This is a genomic window from Tolypothrix bouteillei VB521301 (assembly GCF_000760695.4).
GTDB classification, from domain to species: Bacteria; Cyanobacteriota; Cyanobacteriia; order Cyanobacteriales; family Nostocaceae; genus Scytonema; species Scytonema bouteillei_A.
Genome location: NZ_JHEG04000001.1, coordinates 8,820,081 through 8,842,985 on the forward strand (window position 1 = coordinate 8,820,081; position 22,905 = coordinate 8,842,985).

A 22,905-nucleotide genomic window follows, 5' to 3' on the forward strand; every position below is an offset into this window, starting at 1 on the left:
CGCATCACAAGGGTATTATTACAGAGTTTCTGAGAACTCCGTTAGTCAAAAATATGGAACTGCGACACCTCCGTTACTTTATTGCTGTCGCTGAGGATCTGCACTTCAGTCGGGCGGCTGAGCGATTGCATATAGCCCAACCGCCTCTGAGCCAGCAAATTCAGCAGTTGGAAGCAGAATTGGGAGTTGAATTGTTCCATCGCAAAACTAAGCGACAGGTGCAACTGACGGAAGCGGGAAGGGTATTTTTACAGGAAGCCTATCAACTGTTGGCGCACTTGGAGAGCACAGTTCAGATTACTCAACGCACGGGGCGGGGAGAGATAGGACAGTTGCGAGTAGGGTTTATCAGTCCTGCAATCTACAGTGTATTGCCTGTTATATTACAGGAATTTCGGCAACAGTTTCCAGATGTGGAATTGGTATTGCAGGAGTTAACAACTACCGAACAGGAACAAGCACTTCGCGATCGCCGCATTCACGTTGGTTTTGTGTATCCACCTTTGGAAGATACCGAGCTGAGTTACCTGTGCATTCAGCAAGAAACACTCATTGCAGCATTATACCAAACCCATCCTTTAGCACAACAAGAACCTATTGCAGTGCAATCTCTTGCAAATGAACCGTTTATTTTATTCCCCCGTCACTTAGGAATAGGGCTATACGATAAAATTATGGCTCTGTGTCAGCAAGGAAATTTCACCCCAAAGATTGCACAACAAGCAATTCAGATGCAGACAATTATCGGACTTGTGGCTGCAGGTATGGGAGTTGCAATTGTGCCATCTTCTTTGCAGAATCTTCAACGCACGGGTTTAGTTTATCAGGCGATCGCACATCCGACACCTCCAATCGAAACTGCGATCGTGTGGAATGAGAAGGAAGAAACACCAGTTTTGCAGCAATTTCTTAATGTTGTGAGCCAACTGAGCAAAACAAATTCTGATTTTCCGAAATTGTAAATGCAAAATTGTAGAAAATACTAACTGATATATTGTGCTACTATTATATGTAGTTCAATTGTAATACAACAACAAAGAGAGGCAAAAAATGAACTATCGGGACTTTTAAAGCCGGACTTGACGAACCCAGCAAATGGCATTCACGCCATAAATCTTATCGTCTATAAAATAGCTGAGGCTCTTCAAGCGTCCGGATATCCAGAACCAACAATTTGGCGTTCTTCACCCATCACCACAGTTGCTAATAACTTCGACAAACTTTATTTCCCTTCAGATAGTTTGTCGCGATCGCCAAAATACACGCGCTACCTAAACGACGGTAGACTCCTAAGAACTCACACCACTACAATCGTGCCAGAGTTACTCCCGAAATTACAGGGAGAACAGCTGATCCTCCATCCCGGTATTTGTTACCGTCGGGATGTCGTAGATAAACGTCATGTAGGTGAACCGCACCAAATGGACGTGTGGTTGACAAGCGAACATCAAGCTTTGGGTAGAGACGCTTTAATCAAATTTGTTCAAATCATTCTCCATGCAGTTCTTCCTGGGGTATCTTACCGTCTCAACGAAACCTCACATCCATACACTTATCATGGATTGGAAATAGAGGTTTTAGTCAATGGCAAATGGGTTGAAGTAGGAGAGTGTGGCGAAGCTCATCCCGGTTTACTAAAACCAGGATATACAGGCTTAGCATCAGGTTGGGGATTAGACCGATTGGTAATGCTTGTGAAGGGAATGGATGATATTCGCTTGCTGCGAAGCACCAATCCTAAAATTGCAGAGCAGATGACCAACCTAGAACTTTACCATCAGGTATCCAATCAACCCAGCATCTACAGGGATATGTCCATTGTGACCGGGCTTGATGTCGAGTTAGAAGATATTTGCGAACAAATAGTAGAAACGTTAGGAGATGACGTAGAACTTTTAGAGTCCGTAGATATTTTAAGCGAAACTCACTATCACCAACTTCCACCACAAGCAATTCAACGTTTGGGTATTCAACCCCATCAAAAGAATTTGCTCGTGCGAATGACTCTCCAAAGCCTCCGCACTTCCATCACAAATCAAAAAGCTAATATGTTGCGGGAATTAGTTTACCAGAAAATTCATCAGGGTTTGCCAGCGATCGCATGAGGTTCGTAGTAGTGCTTTAGCGCATTAAGTTCCTTCTTGGACGATTTCATACCAAAAGGACAGATCTTTAACATGATGCGTTCCTTCTTGTGGATGACGTCCAATTCCAAAACCATCTTTATGCTGCAACCAAGAGGTACGATAAAGACCTATGGTATCACCAGTGACTTTCCTTAAGACTTGATAAGTAAAATTGCCCAGCACCGAGGCTGCAGACATAGCTGCAGTCACCGTGCTAACTTGTGGTGCAGCAACAGCTAACCCAAGCAAACTTCCTAAAGATCCTTGAATATCTGGTGACTGCAACTGCTTGTTAAGTAATGTTGCTAAGTCCTCTGATTCACCGCGATCGCGAGATACTGTAATAAAAATATCTAAGAAGTATAGAGCCTTACCATAAAATATCAGTAGACCATTTTCTCCTGTTGGCAAGCGATCGCGACTTTTAACACCAGGAAAACGAAACGTTTGTGGCATGTAAATGCTTGATGTGTCCCCTGCGATGGCGTGACCGTGAACCACCAATGCATCGAGTCGCATATCTGCATCTCCAAACCACTTTTTCGTATCCCATATCACAACGTCCTGCAATCTTACAGCCAAATTTGGAGCCTCTGGTTGACTGGTAACATCTCGACTCCGTGGGCTAGAATTCAGTTGGCTTTCGAGTTCTTCAAAAGATGAAAGGTCGGGCGTAACAGCCTCATCAATCAACCATTCCTGTTGACTCATAAGTGGCTCCTAAAAATAAGAATAAATATACTTGACACTTAGTTAACAGTAAAACATTATCATTGAAGAAACTAGGAGTATGTAACCAGTCAATAAAAATTTAGATTGTTTTAACCTTTACTTTGTAACGTTGGAACAAGCATAGAACGCAAAAAATTTTCTGTGAAAAGATTATTTAAAAATAAATATTAGAAAGTGTAGCGCTCAATTCGTTGATGATTTTAAGCGATCGCTCACCGTCTAAAATCTCTCTTTCATATGTGTAGTCGTTGCTGTGGTTAACATCTCCAACAATACAAGGAATATCGCTGTTCTGGTCAGTCATGAGTACAAGAGTTGCACATAACATATTTTCTCCAGCATCAACAGAATGATACTCCCCAGGCTTTACAAAATAACTTTGACCGGCGTGATACGTTTTGCTTTTTAATAATTTACAAGAAACTCTCACACCCGTGGATTCAAGTGTAGAAGAATTATTGTTGATATACTTTGCTTGATACAACTCGCGATCGCCATTACGATTCTGTTGAACTTCATAGATATTGTTGGTGACGCTTCCACACAAAATCCTGCTATATAATGTCCAAGAATGGAAATGTATTGGCCAATCAGGGACTTGCTTCGGACGCATATTTGAGAGCCATATATGAAGCCGGACAATATCGGTAGACGTAGGGGGATTTAGATATATGATTGAGAAACCAAATGGACTCCACACACTGGATAAGCAGTTTTTCTTTGCCCCATCTATTAACAATTCATATAAAATTTTGATAGCCTCAATATGAGGAGTGTTTGCCTTCAAAGCCTTCAATAGATTTTCCCTATAGTCAAACATAGAATCTTTTGTAGTACAAATTTTCTTTTAAGAGCATAAGAGTAGCAGCCAAAACCAAATGGTGTTGATGCACGTGTTATTACTTATAAAATAGCTTAAAGCAAGCTGCTAACGCGTCGGTACCAGTATTTTCCCAAATATTACAAAGGTTACACGTTCATTCTCTATCTCCTGAAAATCATCAAACACTTTCTCTCTTCTCTATATTACTTATTGTATTAAGTATTAATCTTCAATATCCACAAGTGCTTCATCTAAAAGCATTTTAACGATTTCAGCTTTCTTCCTGCCATTCTTTGCAGTAAAGATTGACAGCTTTCTTTGTTGATTTTCAGCAAGGTCTGCGGTTAGTCCAACAGTTGGTTCTTTAGGTGCTACTTTGAATTTTTCAGACACAGTTTTATTCTTGTCCTCAGTTAAATTTTTGGATGTTGGTTTTTTGTGAGGAGTAGGGGATAGTAACGGTTCATCAAAGACAGCGCCTTTGACTAGCTCCTTATTGTCGTGCAAAGGTTTTTTACGTATTTTAACAATTCTATAATTTTCTGAAAAACTCGGTCGAATTTAATTAAGCTGTCGTGCATAGAATTTGCAGATTCTCACACTTGGGAAAAATGGAAAAAATTAGTCATACCCTCCCCCCTTCTCCCTTTGTGTCAAGAAAATTCGAGGGAGCACAGCTGAGCAGTATTCAGATGCGTCAAGGCTTCCCAAATGATGAAATCCCCCGCATTGCCAACAGAGCTGTTCCAAAAGCCGCTTCTGCATTCACAGAACACTCAACGGGTACCTGCAAAAGACGCCCCCGAATGATTCTCCAAACACGATTACCCGCACCACCTCCAGCCGTGTAAACACGAGTTAACTTATCAGCCCCTAAATCCTGCAACAACTCATATCCCCGTGCTTCTATCCGAGCAATGCTTTCTAACAACCCATGCAAAAATTCCACCTGGGTATCCGGACGCGGTTCCAATCGTGGAGACAAATTTGGATCGTTCATGGGAAATCTCTCCCCTGGCTTTAATAACGGGTAGTAATCCAACTGACTTGCTTTCAACCCATCAATTTCTTGGCTGAGGCTTTCTAACTCCTCAGTTGTAAAAAATTGCTTGAGGACTGCACCCCCAGTGTTAGAAGCACCTCCGGTCAACCACAAATCCCCCAAGCGGTGGCTGTAAATTCCGTATCTTGCATCATCTACACGAGTCCGGCTTAACAGCTTAAGTACCAGTGTCGATCCTAGAGATGTCACTGCTTCACCAGGGAGTGTTGCATCACTGGCAAGAAAAGCTGCAATACTATCAGTTGTACCCGCACAAACCAAGCAATCGCGACGAAAACCCAACTTATCCGCAATGTCAGCACGTAGTTCTACAATGGGTGTACCGGGAGCGATGACTTTTGGCAGGCGAACTGGAATTTGCAATTGTTTGAGCCAATCGGGATATTCTAACTTTTCTACGTCATAACCCAACTTTAGTGCATTGTGGTAATCGCTAATACCTAATTGCCCGTGTAAAAGAAATGCCAGCCAGTCTGCTTGGTGCAGGAAGTACGTTGCTTCCGTAAAAGATGGCAATTGTGACATCCATAAAAGTTTGGTAAGGCTGGAAGTCGCACTTAAAACTGTATGATTGGGAGGAGCTACCGCTTTTAACTCGTTCATCACCACAGATCCTCGTGCATCGTTGTACAACAAAGGTGTATCCACTGGTTGACCCTCGCTGTCACACAACAAAACTGTCGAAGATGTACCATTAATTGCGATCGCTCTAACTTCTTGCCTTAACTCCCTTGGAATTCCCTCAAGCAAGGTGAATAAAGCGTTTTTCCAGTCGTGTGCTAAGTCAAAGGCTTTTAACATATCGAAGGGATAGCGTCCCTCAAACTGGGTACAAGTTTCTTTGTCAATGACTGTAGCCCTTGCACCTGATGTCCCGAAGTCTATGCCCAAATACAAGCTCATAAGTTATACCATTTTGAATTTTAGATGAGTGGATGCGTGGATTGAAAAAGTTTTATTTGGGCTTAATCTCGCCCAACTATCGGTCGTCTTCCCAATTAATTAATAAATTTTATGAACATTACTTGACTTTTGTGAGTTTTATAGGTGAATTTTTGACGTAGAGACGTGTCATTGCACGTCTCTACAACTGTTTATGTTGCATCTTGTAACAACCTATTCCCCAATCTTCGCAAAACAGGGAAAAGTAGTAAACGAACTGTTCAAAATCGTTGAGATTGTGAGGTTTAAACCATGTCGATAGCAAATCTGCTCTATCTGGCAGAAATTACTAGTATTTCAGACACTCAAGTGTACATCGCTCTTGTTGTCGCGCTTATCCCAGGTGTTCTAGCTTGGCGTTTAGCAACATCACTTTATAATTCGTAACCTTCTTCTAGAAGGTTATTAACCTGGCTTTACAAGTACGGTTTTTAGGCACTTGCGGCTTGGTGTCATCACAACTGAAAACTGTATCTGTAAAGCCAGGATTTTTTACCAGAATCTCAGTGTACCAAGTTGAAAAAATGAAGTAATATGACAGCACATAAAATCGCAATAAGTGCAGCTGCGCTTTTTGTGGTGTAGGTTTCCGATTATCTTTTTACTACCATGAATGCTTTTCAACCGTCTAGACCACCGCTGCAACCAATAGAAAAGCGCCGAGTTACTCCTCGCCCAAAACGGCGTCTTCGCCAACGCTCTTATCAAGTGCTAGCTTTGGAAACGACAGTAAAGATAGGGGTTAATATTGTCATCTCAGCAGCAGCGATTTCCGCCTTAATTCAGCTTTTACCCTATCACTGGTCGCAGCAAGAAAAGCTAAGAGCTATCCGCGTTGATGTCAAGCAGCTCGAAGGACGGGTTTATGATTTGCAGGCTGAATTTAGTCGGAACTTTGACCCACGTCAAAGTAAAACGATTATGCAAGAACAGGGTTTCCGATTTGACCCGTCTCAACGTCAGGTTGTATTCCCCAAAAACTACACAGAAGTGGAACAATCAGAAACAGATTAATTGGTAATTGAAAATTTTTTCAGACTAAAATATAAATAAAAAACCCCGATGTTATCGGGGTCTACGGTGCTTTAATCTATGCAGCGTATTCCAGTGTTGTTTGTATTTTGATTTGTGTAACAACCTTTCACACCATCCTAAGGAAATAAATCAAATTATGCGATCGTCTATACATAAATTTACATAATTTAGCCCCATACAAAAACCCCGAATCTTTCGGGGTTATCGGTGTTTGCCAAAACAGGTTTCCTGTGACAGGTACATTGTCCTTAAAGAAGTGGCGATCGCACCCCCTCCAAAAGATATAAAATCACATCTACGATTGGGTATAGAACGATCGGCTCTCGGCGATCGCTAACCAATAACCCCGTGAACAATTACTTATTTAAAAATTCTTCTAAAGAAGGGACATCGACCCAAGTTGACCTAGTATTTGATTCTTGTGATATGTCCATCAATAATTGAGAATAAATACCTTCTTTCAAAGACGGAACTGTTTGCTGCTTGCGTTCAATTCCCCGAACCCATTGGTCTACAACTCTCACAAACGCAGAAATTCGACCATCAGCAAAGTTTTTTGGAAATAACAACCGATTGGGTATTTCTACTTCAGACAAAGGTTTACCGGGACTCGAAGCCCAAACGTGAAATCCGTGGATGTAGTCCTTTTGATTTTCACTCCCCAACACTAAACTACCGCGCTCTCCATAAACTTCTACCCAATGGGTGCGGTGTGCGTGTACTACAGCACTAATGGAGACTTGACAAGGAGTTCCATCTGCTAATTCCAGGGTCAGCATACAGGTATCATCTGTTTCCACTGGCTTGAATTCTCCCGTCTTGGAGTCTGGTCTTTGAGCAATGGCGGTACTGAAATGAGCGTTCAATCTGCGTACAGGACCAAACAACCAGTGAATGTAATCAAAAGTATGGGAACCCAAAGAACCTAATGCACCCCCTCCTTGGTCTTTACGAGAGTACCAATTCCAGGGACGTGTTGCATCCGCACGAGAAGAACCCAACCAATCAATTTTAATGAAACGCTTGGAACCAACTAAATCTTGAGACAAGAGTTCGGAAAACAATTGCCAACCCGGTACAAAACGAAATTCAAAATCTACAGAAGCAATAACGCTCTTTTGTTTGGCTAACTCATACAGTTCTTGAGCCTCAGCTGCATTCATGGTGACGGGTTTTTCTAATAGTAGGTGTTTCCCGGATTGCAGCACAATTTTTGCCATTTCATAATGTAAAAATGGCGGTGTGGAAATACTGACGGCTTGTACTTCAGGTAATCGAACAATGTCTTCTACCGCATTGCAGGCATGGGGAATATTGTAAGATTGTGCGATCGCTTTTGCTTTATCTAAATCTCGATTGTAGACAGCAACTACTTCTGTGTGAGGATGAGCTTTCAATCCAGGTATGTGAACTTTTTGCCCAAATCCCGTGCCAACAACTGCAACGCCAATCACTGCTCAATTATTTCCTTATTGTACAATCTAAAATCCCTGCTAGTATAGCATCTCCGAGCGAGGAGAAAGTATTAAATATTCAATCGTACTAATGTTTGTTTTCACTTAATAAGTTGGAATGTAAACTTATAAAAACAGTATAAACTTACTAAGTCATTGGGTGCTATAGCAATCCTAAATCATTTGTCAAATTTCTCTTTTCTTCGTGCTCTTTGCGTCTTTGTAGTTCATAATTTTATAAATTAAATAGGACTGCTATATATACTTAAAAAGATTCTTACAAGCTCTAATGTATAAAGTGTGACAGTGCAGCTATAACTGAGTGACCGTCTTTTGCGCTGTCTTACTGGAGCTTGTTTACCATTTAAAACGCAATTTGTCAATAAATATTATGTCAAAAAGTAATGATAAAACAGTATTGCGTACTGTTAAATTTATACTTTTTTCAATACAATTAATGGAAACTATACGGTAAACTTATGTAAATACCGTAATTTAATGATATGAGAACTTGTGAAGGGGCTATTTTCTAAACAAAGTTACCACTTATAAAATAAAAGTCGCCATTTTTACGTTCGAGTATTAAAACGTGAGATGAAATCTGTGTTGAGAATTCAATTCTAAAATGATTCGGTTGCGATCGCTGCACCTGCTCACATCCTCCTGTAGGTGTTGTATACATAGCAAAAAGTAGTTGACCCAAGTGAGAATGTCATCTTGTATTCCATTAAAACATCAAGTTTTACCAAACTTACTCATATTGCTTGCCTTAAGCATGACTGCTTGTAGTGGTGCTCGAGAGAAGGAAAAGCAGGTCAGTATTGATGGTGGATCTGTCGGCTATCCTCTCCATCAGGCTGTTGCAGAGGAATTCAAAAAGGTCAAAGCAGATGCTCAGATCAGTGTCGCTTCTAGCGGTACTGGTGGGGGTATAAGTAAGTTCTGTTCCGGTCAAATAGATATCGCTGGTGCTTCACGTTCCATTAAAAAAGAAGAAATTGAAGCTTGTCGTAAGAAAAGGATTGAATTTGTCGAATTACCTGTAGCGCTTGATGGAATAGCTGTCATAGCAAACCACAACAATACATTTTTGAAATGTTTGTCTATCCAAGAACTTAGCAAGATTTGGAGTCCTAAATCAACGAATAAGGTTACCCGATGGAATCAAGTAAACTCAAAATTTCCCAATCGCGCCATGAAGCTTTACGCACCCGCTTCCGATACAGGAACGTTTGACTATTTTACACAAGCCATCAATAAGAAGGCTAAAGTCAGCCGCACAGACTACACTCCGAGCCACAACCAAAACGTACTAGTTCAGGGGATCGCGGGGGATGAGACAGCACTGGGATATGTTGGGATTTCATACTATCTATCAAATCAAGATAAGCTGCATTTAGTAGCCGTACAAAATTTAGAAGGACATTGTGAAACACCCAATCCTCCCTCAAAAGTTGCTAACAACACATACACACCTTTGTCACGTCCTCTTTTTATCTATGTCAACAAGAAAGCTCTAGACAGCAAACCATCTGTCAGAGATTTTGTAAGTTTTTATTTAGACAATTCTAAAAAATGGGTTCGTGAATCAGGCTACGTTGAACTTACCGATGAAGCATATGCCAAGACAAAACAGAGGTTTCTTGTTGAGAAAACGGGGTCTAATTTTAAAGATGCAAAACCAGGTCAGCCTATTACAAAGTATCTTTAATTGGCTAATGGAAGACTGGTGAGACCAGCCCTGTAGGCGGTGAGACCAGTGCTGTAGGCGGTGAGACCAGTGCTGTAGGCGGGTTTCCCGCGCCCTGGCAACTGGCGAACCCGAAGGGGTTTCCCACACTCTGGAACTGGCGAACAAAGGAGGGCTAATGAAAACGTACCAATTAGCCATTAACAACTAACAACTAACAACTAACAAACTATGCGGGGCGCAAATTATTTGAATGACGGTTACGATCGCTCAATTGAAAAACAAGCAACTGACGACATTCAAGAAAAAATTATTGCAACAATTTTATTTTGTTGCGGATTAGTCTCAATTCTTACGACTGTAGGGATTGTCGTCATTATCTTTCAAGTAGCGTTTGAATTTTTCCAAGAAGTCTCCTTAGCTAAGTTTTTCTTAGATACGCAATGGACACCGCTATTTGCAGATAGACATTTTGGGGTGTGGCCATTAATTAATGGAACTTTACTCACTACGGTGATTGCAATGGCTGTTGCAATTCCGTTGGGTTTATCTTCTGCTATTTATTTGAGTGAATATGCTCAACCAAAAGTAGCAGCCATTTTACGTCCTGCGGTAGAACTGCTAGCAGGGGTACCTACAGTAGTGTATGGTTATTTTGCTCTGCTATTTGTGACTCCCTTTTTACGAAGTTTTCTCCCATTAGAAATCTTTAATGCCTTAAGTGCCGGTTTAATGATGGGAGTCATGATTACCCCTACCGTTGGTTCTATTAGTTTAGATGCCATACAAGCTGTTCCTGGTGCTTTGCGAGAAGGTGCATATGCATTGGGACTAACAAAACTCGAATCCATATTCAGAATTCTCCTACCTGCTGCTCTTTCGGGGATTACCGCTTCAATTATTCTGGGAATTTCTCGCGCTGTAGGTGAAACAATGACTGTTGTGATTGCTGCAGGACAACAACCAAAATTAACTGTTAACCTCTTTGAGTCAGTAGAAACTATGACAGCTTACATGGCTCAAATTTCTGGAGGAGACAGTCCTCGTGGCAGTTTGAATTACAAGACTTTATACGCTGTTGGAGCCGTTTTGTTTTTGATAACGCTGGCTCTAAATATTGCAAGTAACTGGATTACAAAACGCTTTAAGGAGAAATACGATTAACAACATGGCTAATTCAATTCATCCAGAGAATTTTCAGCAAAAAGCAGACGACTTTACCGACAACATAGACCGTAGAGAAACAGTAGGCAAAGTCTTTGAAATCCTATTTTTGCTTGGGTTACTCGTTGGTTTGTTTGTCCTTGCTCTCCTGATATTTGATATCTGTAGCGACGGATTGGCAAGATTTTTAACACCAGGTTTTATTACAGAAACACCTTCGAGGTTTCCCGATCGCGGTGGTATTCTTCCTGCAGTTGTCAGCAGTCTTTTGCTGGGTCTGATAGTAATTTTAGTTTCTGTACCTGTAGGAGTAGGAGCCGCTTTGTATCTTGAAGAATATGCACCAAAAACTTGGTGGACGGATATAATCGAGGTCAATATTAGTAATCTGGCTGGCGTTCCTTCGATTGTTTACGGATTGCTAGGATTGGGTGTTTTCAATTATCTTTTAGGCTTTGGTCCTGCATTAATTTCTGGAGCGCTAACTTTATCTTTGCTGTCTCTACCAGTCATTATTGTGACTTCTAGAGAAGCGATTCGTGCGGTTCCCGATTCTCTCAGAAATGCTTCTTATGGTTTGGGCGTCACCAAGTGGCAAACCATTAGCAATCATGTCATACCGTATGCTGTTCCAGGAATTCTAACGGGTGTAATTATTTCAGTCTCCCGTGCTATTGGTGATGCTGCATCTCTGATTGTGGTTGGAGCCGTTAGTTTCTTGACCTTTAGCCCTGGTTTGTTCCAAAGATTTATGGCATTGCCCATCCAAATTTACTCCTACATTACTCGTCCAGAACCAGGTTTTTCTAACGCAGCCGCAGCAACTATTATTGCTTTAATGCTCGTTATTTTAATTCTCAATGGCGCGGCAATCTACATCCGACAAAAATACTCGCTATTGCGATGATATTGGGGATTGAGGATTGGGTATTAAATCTATGCTCCCCACCCCTAACAACTAACAACTAGTAACAATTAACAATTAAATCATGACCTACAACAACGCAAGAAACAGACCAAACAGCGCAACACAATCCCGACAAGATAATTCAGTTTTTGATGTCGAAGGTGTGAGAGTTTTCTACAGTGGATTTATGGCACTTCAGGAAGTTTATATGAATATTCCTGAAAGGCAAATCATAGCCTTTATCGGTCCTTCTGGTTGCGGTAAAAGTACTTTGTTGCGCTGCTTTAACCGGATGAACGATTTGATCCCTGGTGCAGAGGTTAAGGGAAAACTCCATTACCGCAACAAAAATATTTACGACACAAGTATTAATTCTGTCAAATTACGCCGACAAGTGGGTATGGTTTTTCAAAGACCAAATCCTTTTCCCAAATCCATATACGAAAATATTGCCTTTGCACCGCGTACAAATGGATACAAGGGCAATTTGGATGAACTGGTAGAGCAGTCATTGCGTCAAGCGGCTCTATGGGATGAAGTCAAAGACAAACTGAAATCCAAGGGGACAGCGTTATCAGGAGGACAACAGCAACGTCTTTGTATTGCACGGGCGATCGCAATGAAACCCGACGTGCTGTTGATGGATGAACCCTGTTCTGCTTTAGATCCCATCTCTACCCGTCAAGTTGAAGAACTTTGCCTTGAACTTAAAGAACAGTACACCATTATTATGGTGACTCACAATATGCAGCAAGCTTCACGAGTCGCTGACTGGACAGCTTTCTTCAACACCGAAGTGGACGAACACAACAAACGTAGGGGAAAATTAGTTGAGTTCAGCCCTACGGAACAAATGTTTGATGCTCCTTCAACTAAGGAAGCCGCAGAGTACATCAGCGGACGTTTCGGCTAAACAATTTTTGGTGCTCCTTCATATCTCGTCCCTCGTTCCCAGGCTCTGCCTGTATCCCTCGTTCCCAGGCTCTGCCTGGGAATGATAAGGGAGCATCGCAATGAGTGAAAAACACGTTTGCAATTGAAATCGCGCATATACAAGCTAAGTCCACCTACGTGGACTTAATAGATTTAAATTTTTTCTGACAAAATTAGAGCGATTGAAATCGCGACTATACAGGCTAAGTCCACCTACTTGGACTTAATAAATTTAAATTTTTTTTGACAAAATTAGAGTACACTCTAAAAATTATCCTTGACATTATTAGCCTTTGCGGGAACGAAACAGCCGTGGGGATAGGGGGGATCGAAACCGCAATGAATGCACTATGTAAGACTTGTGTACACCACCGCAGACCTTAAAAAGGGGGGCTTTGCGTAAGTCCCAACAATAATCAATGACCACCTGACTGATTATAGAGATATATTTAATGTGAAAGAGAACTTGAGCCAAATGATTTTATGTCTACTATCAGTCAACTCCTCAAGCCCCATATTATGGATTTAGGGGGCTTTAAGGCTCGGCGCAGTTTGCCTCACGAACATCGTCAGATGGTTGGTCCATTTATTTTTTTCGACCATCTCGGTCCGGCTGTTTTTCCACCAGGAAAAGGTGTCGATGTCAGACCGCATCCCCATATCAATTTGGCAACTGTAACTTACTTATTTGAAGGAGTGTTGCTGCATCGCGATAGTTTAGGCAGCGTTCAAGAAATTCTTCCCGGTGCAGTAAACTGGATGACGGCAGGACGCGGTATTGTTCACTCAGAAAGATCCCCAAGTACTCGCGATCTCGAAGCAACTCTACACGCTATTCAAATCTGGGTCGCCCTTCCTGATGAACATGAGGAAACGGAGCCTTGGTTTCGCCACTATCCGGCTGAGGATTTACCTGTTTGGAGTGAAAATGGGGTGACGGTGACACTGATTGCTGGGAAAGCGTGCGATCGCTCCTCTCCAGTGGAAACTTTCTCCCCGATGTTCTATTTAGACGTATTGCTACAGCCTGAAACGCAGTTTGTTCTGCCTAATGAGTGCAGTGAAAGAGCAGTTTACAGCGTTACTGAAGGTCTCAGCATCAACGGCGAACCTTTAGAACAACATAGATTAGCAGTTCTAGAGTCTGGTGAGTCCATTAAGATTGCCTCAAGCACTCAAGCCCGTTGTATTGTTATTGGTGGTGAACCTGTAGGTAAGCGATACAAGTGGTGGAACTTCGTTTCTAGCAGTCCGGAGCGAATTGAACAAGCAAAACGAGATTGGCAAGAAGGGCGTTTTGGCAAGGTTCCGGACGAAACAGAGTTTATTCCACTACCAGGGGAAGTCTTGGAAACAGGTAAAGTTCAACCTAATGAGGTGCAACCGTTGAGTTAGTACTTGACCTACAGCTTAGCAAAACTGAATGTGTAGAATTTCTGATAGTTACTAACTAACGGCCAATTCAGTAAATTGCCGTTTGAATGGTGAATGAAAAGCTAATACGATGTCTTTATGGGGTACGCCTCGACTGGTAAGTTCATTGGCAATACCTCCTTCTGTTCCATCGTGCTGAATCCCGATCTTTTCGTAATATTTTTTATTTCTTTGTGCTCAGCTACTTAGTTAAATATAAATTTTGCCATAACAAAACTCAATTTTAAATACAGGATATTCAAGGTCTTCTGGATTTAAAATTTATTTCTGATTATAAATTTAACATAAAAATTGAGTCGATGTATACCAAAAACCTCTAGAGTGAGAATTCTATTTGTAGGGTCTATGAAAGTAAGTGAAATGCTTACCCAATCAGTTAACCCAACACTAGTTGTTTCTCAATAATATCATCTAGTAAAAGCAAAATGACTGAAGTTCGAGCCAATTATGATAAATCTTGGAAAGAAGCTTTAAACGAATATTTTGAAAACTTCTTAGCCTTCTTCTTTCCTGCCATACACGGAGCTATTGATTGGACGCAACCCTCGGAATCACTTGATAAAGAACTTCAAAATATTACGGCTGGAGCAGAAATTGGAGATGGCGTGGCTGATAAACTTTATAAAGTTCAGTTGTTAGACCAAAAAGAAGCTTGGATTTTAATCCATGTAGAGGTGCAAAGTGATTATGATGTGAACTTGGAAAAGCGGATCTACACTTATAATTATCGCGCTGCTGAACTCTACGATAAATTTGTTGTGAGTTTAGCAGTTTTAGGTGACACTTTTCCTACATGGCGACCTAACCGTTATGCAAAATCTATTTTAGATTGCTCATTGAGTTTCACATTTCCAATTGTCAAGCTGCTGGACTACGAACAGAGTTGGGCTGAGTTAGAATTAAGTGATAATCCCTTTGCCATGATAACGATGGCGCATCTGAAAACTAAAGCAACAACGAGTAATTTGACTCAACGGGAAGAATGGAAATGGCAGTTAATTCGGGAACTGTACGAGCGGGGTTTCACAAAACAGCAAGTGGTGAAACTTTTTGATATCATTGATACAATGATGACGCTGCCGGAACAGCTACAAAAAAGATTCATTGCTAGAATCGATCGTTTGGAGGAGGAAAGAAAGATGGCTTTGGTTAGTCCAAGCGTACAACTTGCTAGAAAAGAAGGTCGCGAAGAAGGTCGCGAAGAAGGTCGCGAAGAAGGTCGCGAAGAAGGTGAAATCATAGGTCAGCAGAAACTCATTATACGACAACTCAATCGTCGTCTTGGTGAAATTGAAACTCCATTAAGCGAGCAAATTCGTCAATTACCCGTTCAACAGTTGGAAGAATTAGCAGAAGCATTGCTAGATTTTTCCACTGTAGCCGATCTAGAACAATGGTTATCAAGATAGACTATGAGCTATAGAATCAGAAAAAAAGTTCATAGTAATGCTTGGTGATGGGCATTTTGGTATAGTGCCCAATTCTTGTTATTATGGAACAAAATATTTTGGCATTGCATAATAGAGGGATGAATTGAGGTAATATACTGTGCATTGCGGATTTAGCAAGAAAATCACCAGTTAACGATTCGATTCAACGCCTCTCTCAAAAGAAGACAGTATATTTTACTTCTAACCGAGGAGTCGGACAGAAGCAGTAACGCGAGCATTAGACCAAGTCGGACTAATGAACTAATCCTATCTAGGAGATCTGCCGAGATATGTATAAATTATAATATATTATAAATCCCGTGTCCGTGTATCCGCGTTCATCATCTGTTAATTATATTCTGATTACTTAGGTAACTTAGCATACATTTCTCTGAGCTTATCTACATCATGGCGAAACCAATGTTCGAGCCATTGAGAGTACTCCTGAATTGCTTGAGTCTCGCTAAGATTATCCGATATCTGTGCGGTAATTAAATGCCCAGTCCACATACCAGACATGATGGCTTTCAACACCCCATGACTGGATGCAGGATCGAGAACCGCAGCTGCATCCCCAACTATAAAGTAGCCAAGCCCAGCTGGTTGGGAGACAATCCGCCAAGTCACATCAGCTGCGTGCATTTTCTCATGTATTTTGAGATCCCGAAACTCTTCTGGCAACCAATCTTTTTTAAGTTTCTCACCACTTAACGACAACCGCGTCCATTGGTAGAAACCCGATCGCACTCTCGCCGTCCACGTCCAGCCATCAGAATCAGCTACGATCGCAGGAGCATCATCTCGTTTGGGAAAATCTCCCGTGGCATAACCGTAATAAGCAATGAGGCGAGGAGAGTGTTGGTGAATTTTCAATCCCAATTGTCGGGCCAACCAATGATGATTGCCACCAGCATCAATTACTTTAGATGCTCTCAAAGTTCCTTGAGATGTTTCAACACCAACAACTCTACCCCCTTCCACAAGCACCTGAGAGGCGCGACAGGGTTGCATAACAGTGACACCGACAGCTTTTGCCCGCTCGAGCAAAATGCTATCAAAATCGGCTCTCCACGCTTGAAATCCCAACCATGCTCCCGATTCATCTTCGCCAAAAGGAATAAACTGGCGTTCTGCATCCCACTGCACCCAGTTGCCACTGTGGCGTACAAAACCAGCAGCTAAGACTGACTCAGCAGCACCCAACTGCTGGAGCAGTGGTTCAATACCGGGGTGCAGTGTTTCACCTGGATGCGATCGCGGAAATGGTTTAGCTTCAATGAGGGCAACCTGTAAGCCCTTTTGAGCGCACCAAATAGCGGCAGCAGAACCACCCGGTCCACTGCCCACTACAATTACATCAAAACTAGACACGTCTGCTAGACCAGTTACCATTGCCACGTTTTAATAGGATATTGATAGGTGTAACAAACAAAGTCACATTTTCTGTAATTTCAACGAGACGCTTGCGAAAATCTTCTGGATTGAAGACAGAGCCAGGACGGTAAATCTCAAACCTATAGATAGTACCACTGAGCCTAGTACCAGTCTGAGTTTGTGCCTGTGTCAATTCTGCATCAGTGGAAACGACTTTACGGAAAGAAAATACGCTCCATTGACCCCTTGCTTGAAGGGTATTGAGTCCCAGAACACGGTAAACATTTGCCATTGCCAAAACTCTGGCTTCATATTCGCGCACATCGACTTGACCTGTAAGAGATATGGAGAATTTCTTTTGCAAAGTATTCTCAACATAATCCGCATGAGCAAAATCAGGATATTCTATAAAGTTTTTACCATCCCTTGTCACCTTACGCGGACCAGTTACGCCATCCCAAGATTGGTTGCCAACCTGACCAATTTCTTCATCTGTTAGGGGGCTCACGGTAGGCCAACTGGGATTTGGTTGGAAAGTCCGAGCCGCATCAGGAGCCACTGCGGGCCAAAATGTACTGAGTGCAGCACAAAGTTTTGCATCTTCTGGGAAAGGGCTACCCAAACCGTAAGATGCCAAGTGACTGACACCTTCAGCAGTTGTGTCCGTACTGACATCCCAGCCAGGAGCAAAGACACCAGCAGCTGCATCAGGTAGATACGCGTGTCGCATTGTTGGGGAACCGCTTAACGGCATTTGTCGCACCGACCCAGTCACAAGTTGCGAGATAATTGTCGTGACAGTTTTATCTTCGGGGCGAAAGTCTGCATCTTCTATCTGAAGATTGGGAGCTAAACGGACATCAGATAAAGTGTCTGGTGGAATCCGCCAAAGATTGTTTCTCAGTCTAGCAGGGACTGATTGCTCGGTCCATTCTAGAAGTTCTCTTTGATCGCAATTGGGGAAGAAATCTGGTGCTGTGACTAGAGAATAGGCAGGGATGTTACGAGGAATTGCCACTGCCAATTCGGGACAGATAGCTTCAACCCATCCATCACCTGTAAAATCTAAATAGTGTTGGGCATTGTACTTACCTTCTCGGACGACACGTTCTACATCTGGGCGATCGTTCAGGTTTTCGATTTGACCGTTTTCCGATACTTTGTGACGAGCATGGACATATTCGGGAGCATGTCTTGCACTTCCATCAGCAGGAATTTCCAAGCTAGAGGAAAGAGTAGAACTATTTTCTGGAACTCTAAAAGTGAGTAGTTTACCTTGGTATCTTGCGGCTTCAATAAGATTTGGGTGAACAACCGGAACTAAAAGCCCGTTGCCAAACTCGGATTTGGTCGATAATTCTGCAATCCCTTCTGAAAAAATAAAGGGTGGATTGCTAATGTCTGGCTCTCCCCATCCCGTACCTTTTAAGGATAGGTGAACTCGCCGAAGTTTTTGATTGACGTGATGGGAAAGCAAGCTCACCTGCAAGTTCAAATTGCGAATGCATTCCGTCCCGTCAAAGAGCTTGTGGAGCGGAACCCAGAATAGCCTGCTGTCATCTCCTGTTTGAAAACGCAGGGGACCGAAAGCATCTGGATTACCTCGGCGTTGAACTGCAATATAGGCAGAATAACGAGCGGGTAAAACGCGGAGGCTTGTGGGAGCGGACTCAACAAACGGCACAAATCCACGTGCTTTAGCATCGTAGAGTGGTTCAGCCGTTCCTACTCTAGCAACACCAGTGCGCGAAAAGCACAAATCGGCGTGCTTGCGGTGAACGGTTTCTGCGCCAGGGCGATATTCTGAAGCGAAGACAACGATCGCCAAAGGTTGGTTTTGAGCGCGAACTCGTAAATCTTGTAAGGATGGGGGTTGCACGCCGTAAACAAAGTTTTCAATAATTTCGAGTTCGGCGAGAGTTGGGTATGCGTTGGAATTTGTACTTTGAGTCCCTAGAACAACGTTAGGTGAAGCAAAAGCATGAAATAGCAAACTGCGGGATGGATTTCCTGCTTCTACTCCGCGTTTGCCTTCAAAAGCAAAATCTTCAAATCCTGGAAGCTGGCGCTTGATAGCTGGTAAGTCCTTAGTTAGCTCCTGCTTGAGGTTACTTGCAGTGATATCTAAGCCATGTTGTAGCAGTAAATCCCGCCATCCAAAAGGAGCTAAGCGATCGCAAACCTGTTTAACTTCATCAATTAAGGACATGAATAATCAATTTCCTTGTATACAGTTATTATGTGAGAGATTGGGTACTGGAAAACAGGGATTGAGACATCAATTGACAATCCCCAATATCCGATCCCCGATCGCCCATACCTATAAAAATTATTCAAGCCGTCTTGTCAAAATTACGTAAAACCATACCAAATTTTTTAGAAAAAATGCTCGTGTATTTTTCAACTTTTTACAACTAACAACACCAAATCTATAGAAATACCGTACAATATATATTTTGCTTTGCGAGGTGATATATGGCAATTCTACGACTGGAAGATGGAACGCAATACACAGATTTAAGCAATATTACTCAAAAACTTACACCTTTGGGTATTCAACTCAATCGCTGGTCAGTAGGAGAGGATGGACAGTTGCACCAACTGCTAGCACAAGATAGCCTGAACGAAGAAGAAAAAGAACAAGTCTTAACATCTTTAGATAGGTACTTCAAGCAACTACAGCAGACAGCAGGTTACCAAACACGCGACTTAATAGTTTTGCATCCTGGAATTCCAAACCTGGATACAATGCTGTCCAAGTTTGACAAGATACATACTCATGCAGAAGACGAAGTACGATACATTATTGATGGAGAGGGCATTTTTGGCTTTGTACGGCCAGATGGTACACAGGTAGAACTGACAGTACAACCAGAAGAGTATATTAACGTACCAGCAGGAACCGAACATTGGTTTTATCTGACTCCAACAAGACGGATAAAAGCAGTGCGTTATTTTACTGGGACAGAAGGTTGGACACCCGAGTATACAGGTACAGAGATTCGTACTAATAAAGTAGCAGCTTAATAATTCGTAATTTATAATTATACTTTCAAATGAGATAATGACGACTCAATCTTTGACCGATCCACTTCTTGCTGAAATTATTGCGACTGCTCGTCATTTTTACTATCAAGGATGGATGGTGGGAACTGCAGGTAATCTTTCAGTGCGATTACCTAATGGCGGTTTTTGGATTACAGCTAGTGGACGTTCTAAAGGAGAATTATGCAAGAGTGATTTTGTTCGGATCGGTCCACAAGGTAAAGTGGAACACACCTCTCCTGGTTTAAAGCCTTCAGCAGAGACAGCAATTCATCAAGTTATCTATAAGCTGTTTCCCGAAGCAACTAGTTGCTATCACGTCCACTCAGTTGAAGCCAATTTGGTTTCTCGCTTTGTACAAGGAGATAGCCTACCCCTTCCACCATTAGAAATGCTCAAAGGTTTGGGAGTGTGGGAAGAAAACCCCAAATGCAGCCTCCCCATATTTACCAATCACTTACAAGTTCCTAGGATTGCCACTGAAATTGAAGAACGGTTTACAAAGGCTCTTCCTGAAGTCCCAGCCTTGCTCATTCGAGATCATGGAATTACTGTTTGGGCAACTTCTCTGGAAAGTGCCCGCAATTACATTGAGTTAGTTGAGTATATTTTTCGCTATTTAGTAGCAGCAAGGTGTGCGGGAATTTAATGGTTTGGTTATTGGACTCCTAACTCGGTCCGGTGGCTCCGCCTGGAAATGCCTTACTTGAGGCTCCGCCTCCTAATTTACTCTGAGGATGATGGAAGGCGATACTGTCACTATAGGTGAAGAACAAACAAGACAGTTCGGGCTTTCCTTGGGAAACCGTTCCTGTCTTGCTTTAGCAATAGCGAGGAATATTCACGTTATCACTGCTGATACTGCTTGGACAAGTTGAATATTACAACGCGTATCTGTTTTCTACTTGCTAAAAACATCCTTGACGCTATCAACAGCACGTTCAACAACGTTCTTTTCGGTCTCTAGTACTTTCTCAGTCCGATCTGCATCTTCCTCTGCTCTTTTCGCTATTCGAGCTGCATCTTTGTTGGCTTTGCGCTGAATAAAATTGCCATCGTTATCTGTTGCTTGCTCAACACGATCGGCATTTTTCTGTGCGGTTTCCTTGAGACTCTCTTTCGTATCTCGGATAAAATTCTTGGTTCGTCCGGTATCTTCACTGACTTTTCCTTGAACTTTAGAGCCTAAGTCTGCCTCAGCTATCAAGTTTGCATAAGGAGCAGCCATTGCTGTAGTATTCGAGAAAAATGCACCTTGCCAAAGGAAACCAAATGCTGACACACAAAGCAGAGCAGTTGCCAGAAAGTGTCCTACACTAGAAATCCGTTTCATCAAATAATTGAATTTCATATAATACGTTCTGCACGTTTACTTAGCACTCTATTTCTACTTCATCTGACTTGGAAGGCATATCGTTCCTCAGGCAGAAGTTCTCGCGTCATAAGTCGTTAAATCAATTCATTCTTTAAGCAGATTGAACAAATATCGTGTAATCTGCTTGGTTTCATCTCGATATTCTTTTGCTATCAACGCTTTACTGTACAGTTGTACAAAAGCTGTTAAATATTACGGCAGTTGTTTGGTAATTGCCAAGGGAGGCGGAGCCTGGAAACGGGAGGAACAACACTGCGATCGCCGAGCGCTGGTTACTGCTTGCTATTTATACCAAGCTGCGTTCATACATCGTACTTTCCCCCTTGTCCCCCGTGTCCCATCAATCACTTCTATTTATCAATTCGACAAAAAAGAACATTTGCTTAGTTCAAAGGACTTACTTAAAGTAAATATTACAGAGATGAGTTGACGGTTCACACAACACGACAACAAATCAACGGGTCAAAAACTTCTATTTATAAAGTCACGAGTCAAGGTCATACCCAAGCAGGAGAGATTAAGATGAAACCCCAAACTAACAAGACTGTCAAATCTGTTGTAGAACTTCCCCAAAGCCAACAAGATACATCAACCCAACTGCAAAAGTTACAACAAACTAATTCTGATTTTACTTTGGGGCAGCGCTTAGCTGATGCAATGGCAGCGAAAGTTGGTTCGTGGACTTTCCTCTCAGCTCAGACTGCTATTTTAACAGCATGGGTTACTTTTAACTCAATACCCGGTTTACCCCACTGGGATCAACAGCCATTTATTTTGCTTAACTTGGTCTTTTCTTTTGCTTCAGCGTATACTGCTCCCATTGTATTGATGAGTCAAAACAGACAATCAGAAGAAGACCGCCGCAATGCTCAGATGGATCATGAGGTCAACCGCTCAGCATCACAAAATATTGAACTCCTACACCAAAAATTAGATGCTCACGAACAACAGCGTTTGGAATTAATGCAACTTCTCAAAGAGCAGCAACAACATCTCAGCGAGTTAAGAGCAAAAGTGGTTTTCGCGCAACAAGAGCAAACAGAGAGCCAAGTGTCTGCTGAAGTACTCAAAAACGAAAACAATCTCGTTTATCTTCAACCCGTTGTAGAGCGTGATAGTGTAGCCGTCAAAGTGGTTCGCAAAGCTTAATAAGCGCTTGCTACAGATGTTCTCAAGCTTGTTATCAAACTAAAAATTGTTCTGGGTTCTACTTCCACAAATCAATTAGCTACAGTTGACGATCGCCTGCATCTCATTTAGGGGAACAGTTCTCCCAAGATTGATACTTTCAAGCAACGGTTAAAAAATAGGTGCGAATGCTATGGAATCTTGGCATCGCAGAGAATACCAATTTGAAAACAAGAATTAGGTGACAGTA

At 42.1% G+C, this 22,905-nt stretch carries 23 protein-coding genes and 1 pseudogene; 15 read left to right on the forward strand and 9 right to left on the reverse strand.

What is annotated here, in order from left to right; all coding sequences use genetic code 11:
* Positions 1-53: 53 nt before the first annotated feature.
* Both HC643_RS36010 and srmL read left to right on the forward strand, forming a co-directional pair.
* Positions 54-962: a LysR family transcriptional regulator gene (locus tag HC643_RS36010; RefSeq protein ID WP_038082634.1), complete on the forward strand. Its 909-nt coding sequence runs from the start codon at positions 54-56 to the stop codon at positions 960-962.
* 117 nt (positions 963-1,079) lie between these two features.
* On the forward strand, positions 1,080-2,105 hold the full coding sequence (gene srmL / locus HC643_RS36015; protein WP_038082635.1) for a PheS-related mystery ligase SrmL: 1,026 nt from the start codon (positions 1,080-1,082) through the stop codon (positions 2,103-2,105).
* 24 nt (positions 2,106-2,129) lie between these two features.
* Here srmL and HC643_RS36020 read toward each other — a convergent pair whose 3' ends face one another.
* The 4 genes from HC643_RS36020 to HC643_RS36035 form a co-directional block, all read right to left on the reverse strand.
* Entirely contained in the window at positions 2,130-2,837 is a 708-nt protein-coding gene (locus HC643_RS36020; RefSeq protein ID WP_038082636.1) for a hypothetical protein, read from the reverse strand.
* A gap of 175 nt (positions 2,838-3,012) precedes the next feature.
* Positions 3,013-3,678 (reverse strand): hypothetical protein, encoded by a 666-nt coding sequence (locus HC643_RS36025; protein ID WP_038082637.1) that lies wholly within the window; start codon positions 3,676-3,678, stop codon positions 3,013-3,015.
* Positions 3,679-3,903: 225 nt separating this feature from the next.
* Positions 3,904-4,188 carry a hypothetical protein gene (locus HC643_RS36030; RefSeq protein ID WP_050045548.1) on the reverse strand — a complete coding sequence of 95 codons (285 nt, stop codon included), beginning with the start codon at positions 4,186-4,188 and terminating at the stop codon, positions 3,904-3,906.
* 190 nt (positions 4,189-4,378) lie between these two features.
* The gene (locus HC643_RS36035; protein WP_038082639.1) at positions 4,379-5,647 is read right to left on the reverse strand and encodes an FGGY-family carbohydrate kinase; all 1,269 of its coding nucleotides are present in this window, start codon (positions 5,645-5,647) and stop codon (positions 4,379-4,381) included.
* A 291-nt stretch (positions 5,648-5,938) separates the two neighbouring features.
* Here HC643_RS36035 and psaM point away from each other — a divergent pair, with 291 nt between their 5' ends.
* The 3 genes from psaM (at position 5,939) to HC643_RS42290 (ending at position 7,058) form a co-directional block, all read left to right on the forward strand.
* Positions 5,939-6,073, forward strand: coding sequence for a photosystem I reaction center subunit XII (psaM, locus tag HC643_RS36040; protein WP_072040725.1), 135 nt, complete (start codon positions 5,939-5,941; stop codon positions 6,071-6,073).
* Positions 6,074-6,295: 222 nt separating this feature from the next.
* The gene (locus HC643_RS36045; RefSeq protein ID WP_038082640.1) at positions 6,296-6,700 is read left to right on the forward strand and encodes a slr1601 family putative cell division protein; all 405 of its coding nucleotides are present in this window, start codon (positions 6,296-6,298) and stop codon (positions 6,698-6,700) included.
* Positions 6,701-6,932: 232 nt separating this feature from the next.
* The gene (locus tag HC643_RS42290; protein WP_272900112.1) at positions 6,933-7,058 is read left to right on the forward strand and encodes a hypothetical protein; all 126 of its coding nucleotides are present in this window, start codon (positions 6,933-6,935) and stop codon (positions 7,056-7,058) included.
* A gap of 19 nt (positions 7,059-7,077) precedes the next feature.
* Here HC643_RS42290 and HC643_RS36050 read toward each other — a convergent pair whose 3' ends face one another.
* The gene (locus tag HC643_RS36050) at positions 7,078-8,175 is read right to left on the reverse strand and encodes a Gfo/Idh/MocA family protein (RefSeq protein WP_038082641.1); all 1,098 of its coding nucleotides are present in this window, start codon (positions 8,173-8,175) and stop codon (positions 7,078-7,080) included.
* 709 nt (positions 8,176-8,884) lie between these two features.
* On the opposite strand from HC643_RS36050, the gene HC643_RS36055 reads away from it, so the two are divergent.
* The 5 genes from HC643_RS36055 to HC643_RS36075 all read left to right on the forward strand — a co-directional run bounded on the left by HC643_RS36055 (position 8,885) and on the right by HC643_RS36075 (position 14,264).
* Positions 8,885-9,886, forward strand: coding sequence for a PstS family phosphate ABC transporter substrate-binding protein (locus HC643_RS36055; protein ID WP_038082642.1), 1,002 nt, complete (start codon positions 8,885-8,887; stop codon positions 9,884-9,886).
* 210 nt (positions 9,887-10,096) lie between these two features.
* Entirely contained in the window at positions 10,097-11,029 is a 933-nt protein-coding gene (pstC, locus tag HC643_RS36060) for a phosphate ABC transporter permease subunit PstC (protein ID WP_038082643.1), read from the forward strand.
* Positions 11,030-11,033: 4 nt separating this feature from the next.
* Positions 11,034-11,936, forward strand: coding sequence for a phosphate ABC transporter permease PstA (gene pstA, locus HC643_RS36065; RefSeq protein ID WP_038082644.1), 903 nt, complete (start codon positions 11,034-11,036; stop codon positions 11,934-11,936).
* An 82-nt stretch (positions 11,937-12,018) separates the two neighbouring features.
* A complete protein-coding gene (gene pstB, locus HC643_RS36070) occupies positions 12,019-12,849 on the forward strand; it encodes a phosphate ABC transporter ATP-binding protein PstB (protein ID WP_050045547.1) in 831 nt (276 codons plus the stop codon).
* 503 nt (positions 12,850-13,352) lie between these two features.
* Complete coding sequence (locus HC643_RS36075) at positions 13,353-14,264, forward strand: pirin family protein (RefSeq protein WP_038082645.1); 912 nt, start codon at positions 13,353-13,355, stop codon at positions 14,262-14,264.
* Positions 14,265-14,315: 51 nt separating this feature from the next.
* On the opposite strand, the pseudogene HC643_RS36080 reads toward HC643_RS36075, so the two are convergent.
* Positions 14,316-14,453, reverse strand: a pseudogene (locus HC643_RS36080) (element excision factor XisI family protein); the annotation flags it as partial.
* Positions 14,454-14,728: 275 nt separating this feature from the next.
* On the opposite strand from HC643_RS36080, the gene HC643_RS36085 reads away from it, so the two are divergent.
* On the forward strand, positions 14,729-15,712 hold the full coding sequence (locus HC643_RS36085; protein ID WP_038082646.1) for a DUF4351 domain-containing protein: 984 nt from the start codon (positions 14,729-14,731) through the stop codon (positions 15,710-15,712).
* A 384-nt stretch (positions 15,713-16,096) separates the two neighbouring features.
* On the opposite strand, the gene HC643_RS36090 is transcribed toward HC643_RS36085, so the two are convergent.
* The gene (locus tag HC643_RS36090; protein WP_038082647.1) at positions 16,097-17,125 is read right to left on the reverse strand and encodes an NAD(P)/FAD-dependent oxidoreductase; all 1,029 of its coding nucleotides are present in this window, start codon (positions 17,123-17,125) and stop codon (positions 16,097-16,099) included.
* Positions 17,097-19,316 carry a hypothetical protein gene (locus tag HC643_RS36095; RefSeq protein ID WP_050045546.1) on the reverse strand — a complete coding sequence of 740 codons (2,220 nt, stop codon included), beginning with the start codon at positions 19,314-19,316 and terminating at the stop codon, positions 17,097-17,099. Before HC643_RS36095 ends, HC643_RS36090 begins: the two co-directional genes overlap by 29 nt.
* Positions 19,317-19,582: 266 nt before the next feature.
* On the opposite strand from HC643_RS36095, the gene HC643_RS36100 reads away from it, so the two are divergent.
* From HC643_RS36100 to HC643_RS36110, 3 genes are all read left to right on the forward strand, one after another.
* A complete protein-coding gene (locus HC643_RS36100) occupies positions 19,583-20,134 on the forward strand; it encodes a 1,2-dihydroxy-3-keto-5-methylthiopentene dioxygenase (protein ID WP_038082648.1) in 552 nt (183 codons plus the stop codon).
* A 37-nt stretch (positions 20,135-20,171) separates the two neighbouring features.
* Entirely contained in the window at positions 20,172-20,801 is a 630-nt protein-coding gene (mtnB, locus tag HC643_RS36105) for a methylthioribulose 1-phosphate dehydratase (protein ID WP_038082650.1), read from the forward strand.
* Between the two features lie 88 nt (positions 20,802-20,889).
* A complete protein-coding gene (locus HC643_RS36110; RefSeq protein WP_137986211.1) occupies positions 20,890-21,030 on the forward strand; it encodes a type II toxin-antitoxin system VapC family toxin in 141 nt (46 codons plus the stop codon).
* Positions 21,031-21,053: 23 nt separating this feature from the next.
* On the opposite strand, the gene HC643_RS36115 is transcribed toward HC643_RS36110, so the two are convergent.
* Positions 21,054-21,503 carry a hypothetical protein gene (locus HC643_RS36115; protein ID WP_038082651.1) on the reverse strand — a complete coding sequence of 150 codons (450 nt, stop codon included), beginning with the start codon at positions 21,501-21,503 and terminating at the stop codon, positions 21,054-21,056.
* 546 nt (positions 21,504-22,049) lie between these two features.
* Between HC643_RS36115 and HC643_RS36120 the strand changes: the two genes are divergently transcribed.
* A complete protein-coding gene (locus HC643_RS36120) occupies positions 22,050-22,676 on the forward strand; it encodes a DUF1003 domain-containing protein (protein WP_038082653.1) in 627 nt (208 codons plus the stop codon).
* Positions 22,677-22,905 lie beyond the last annotated feature (229 nt).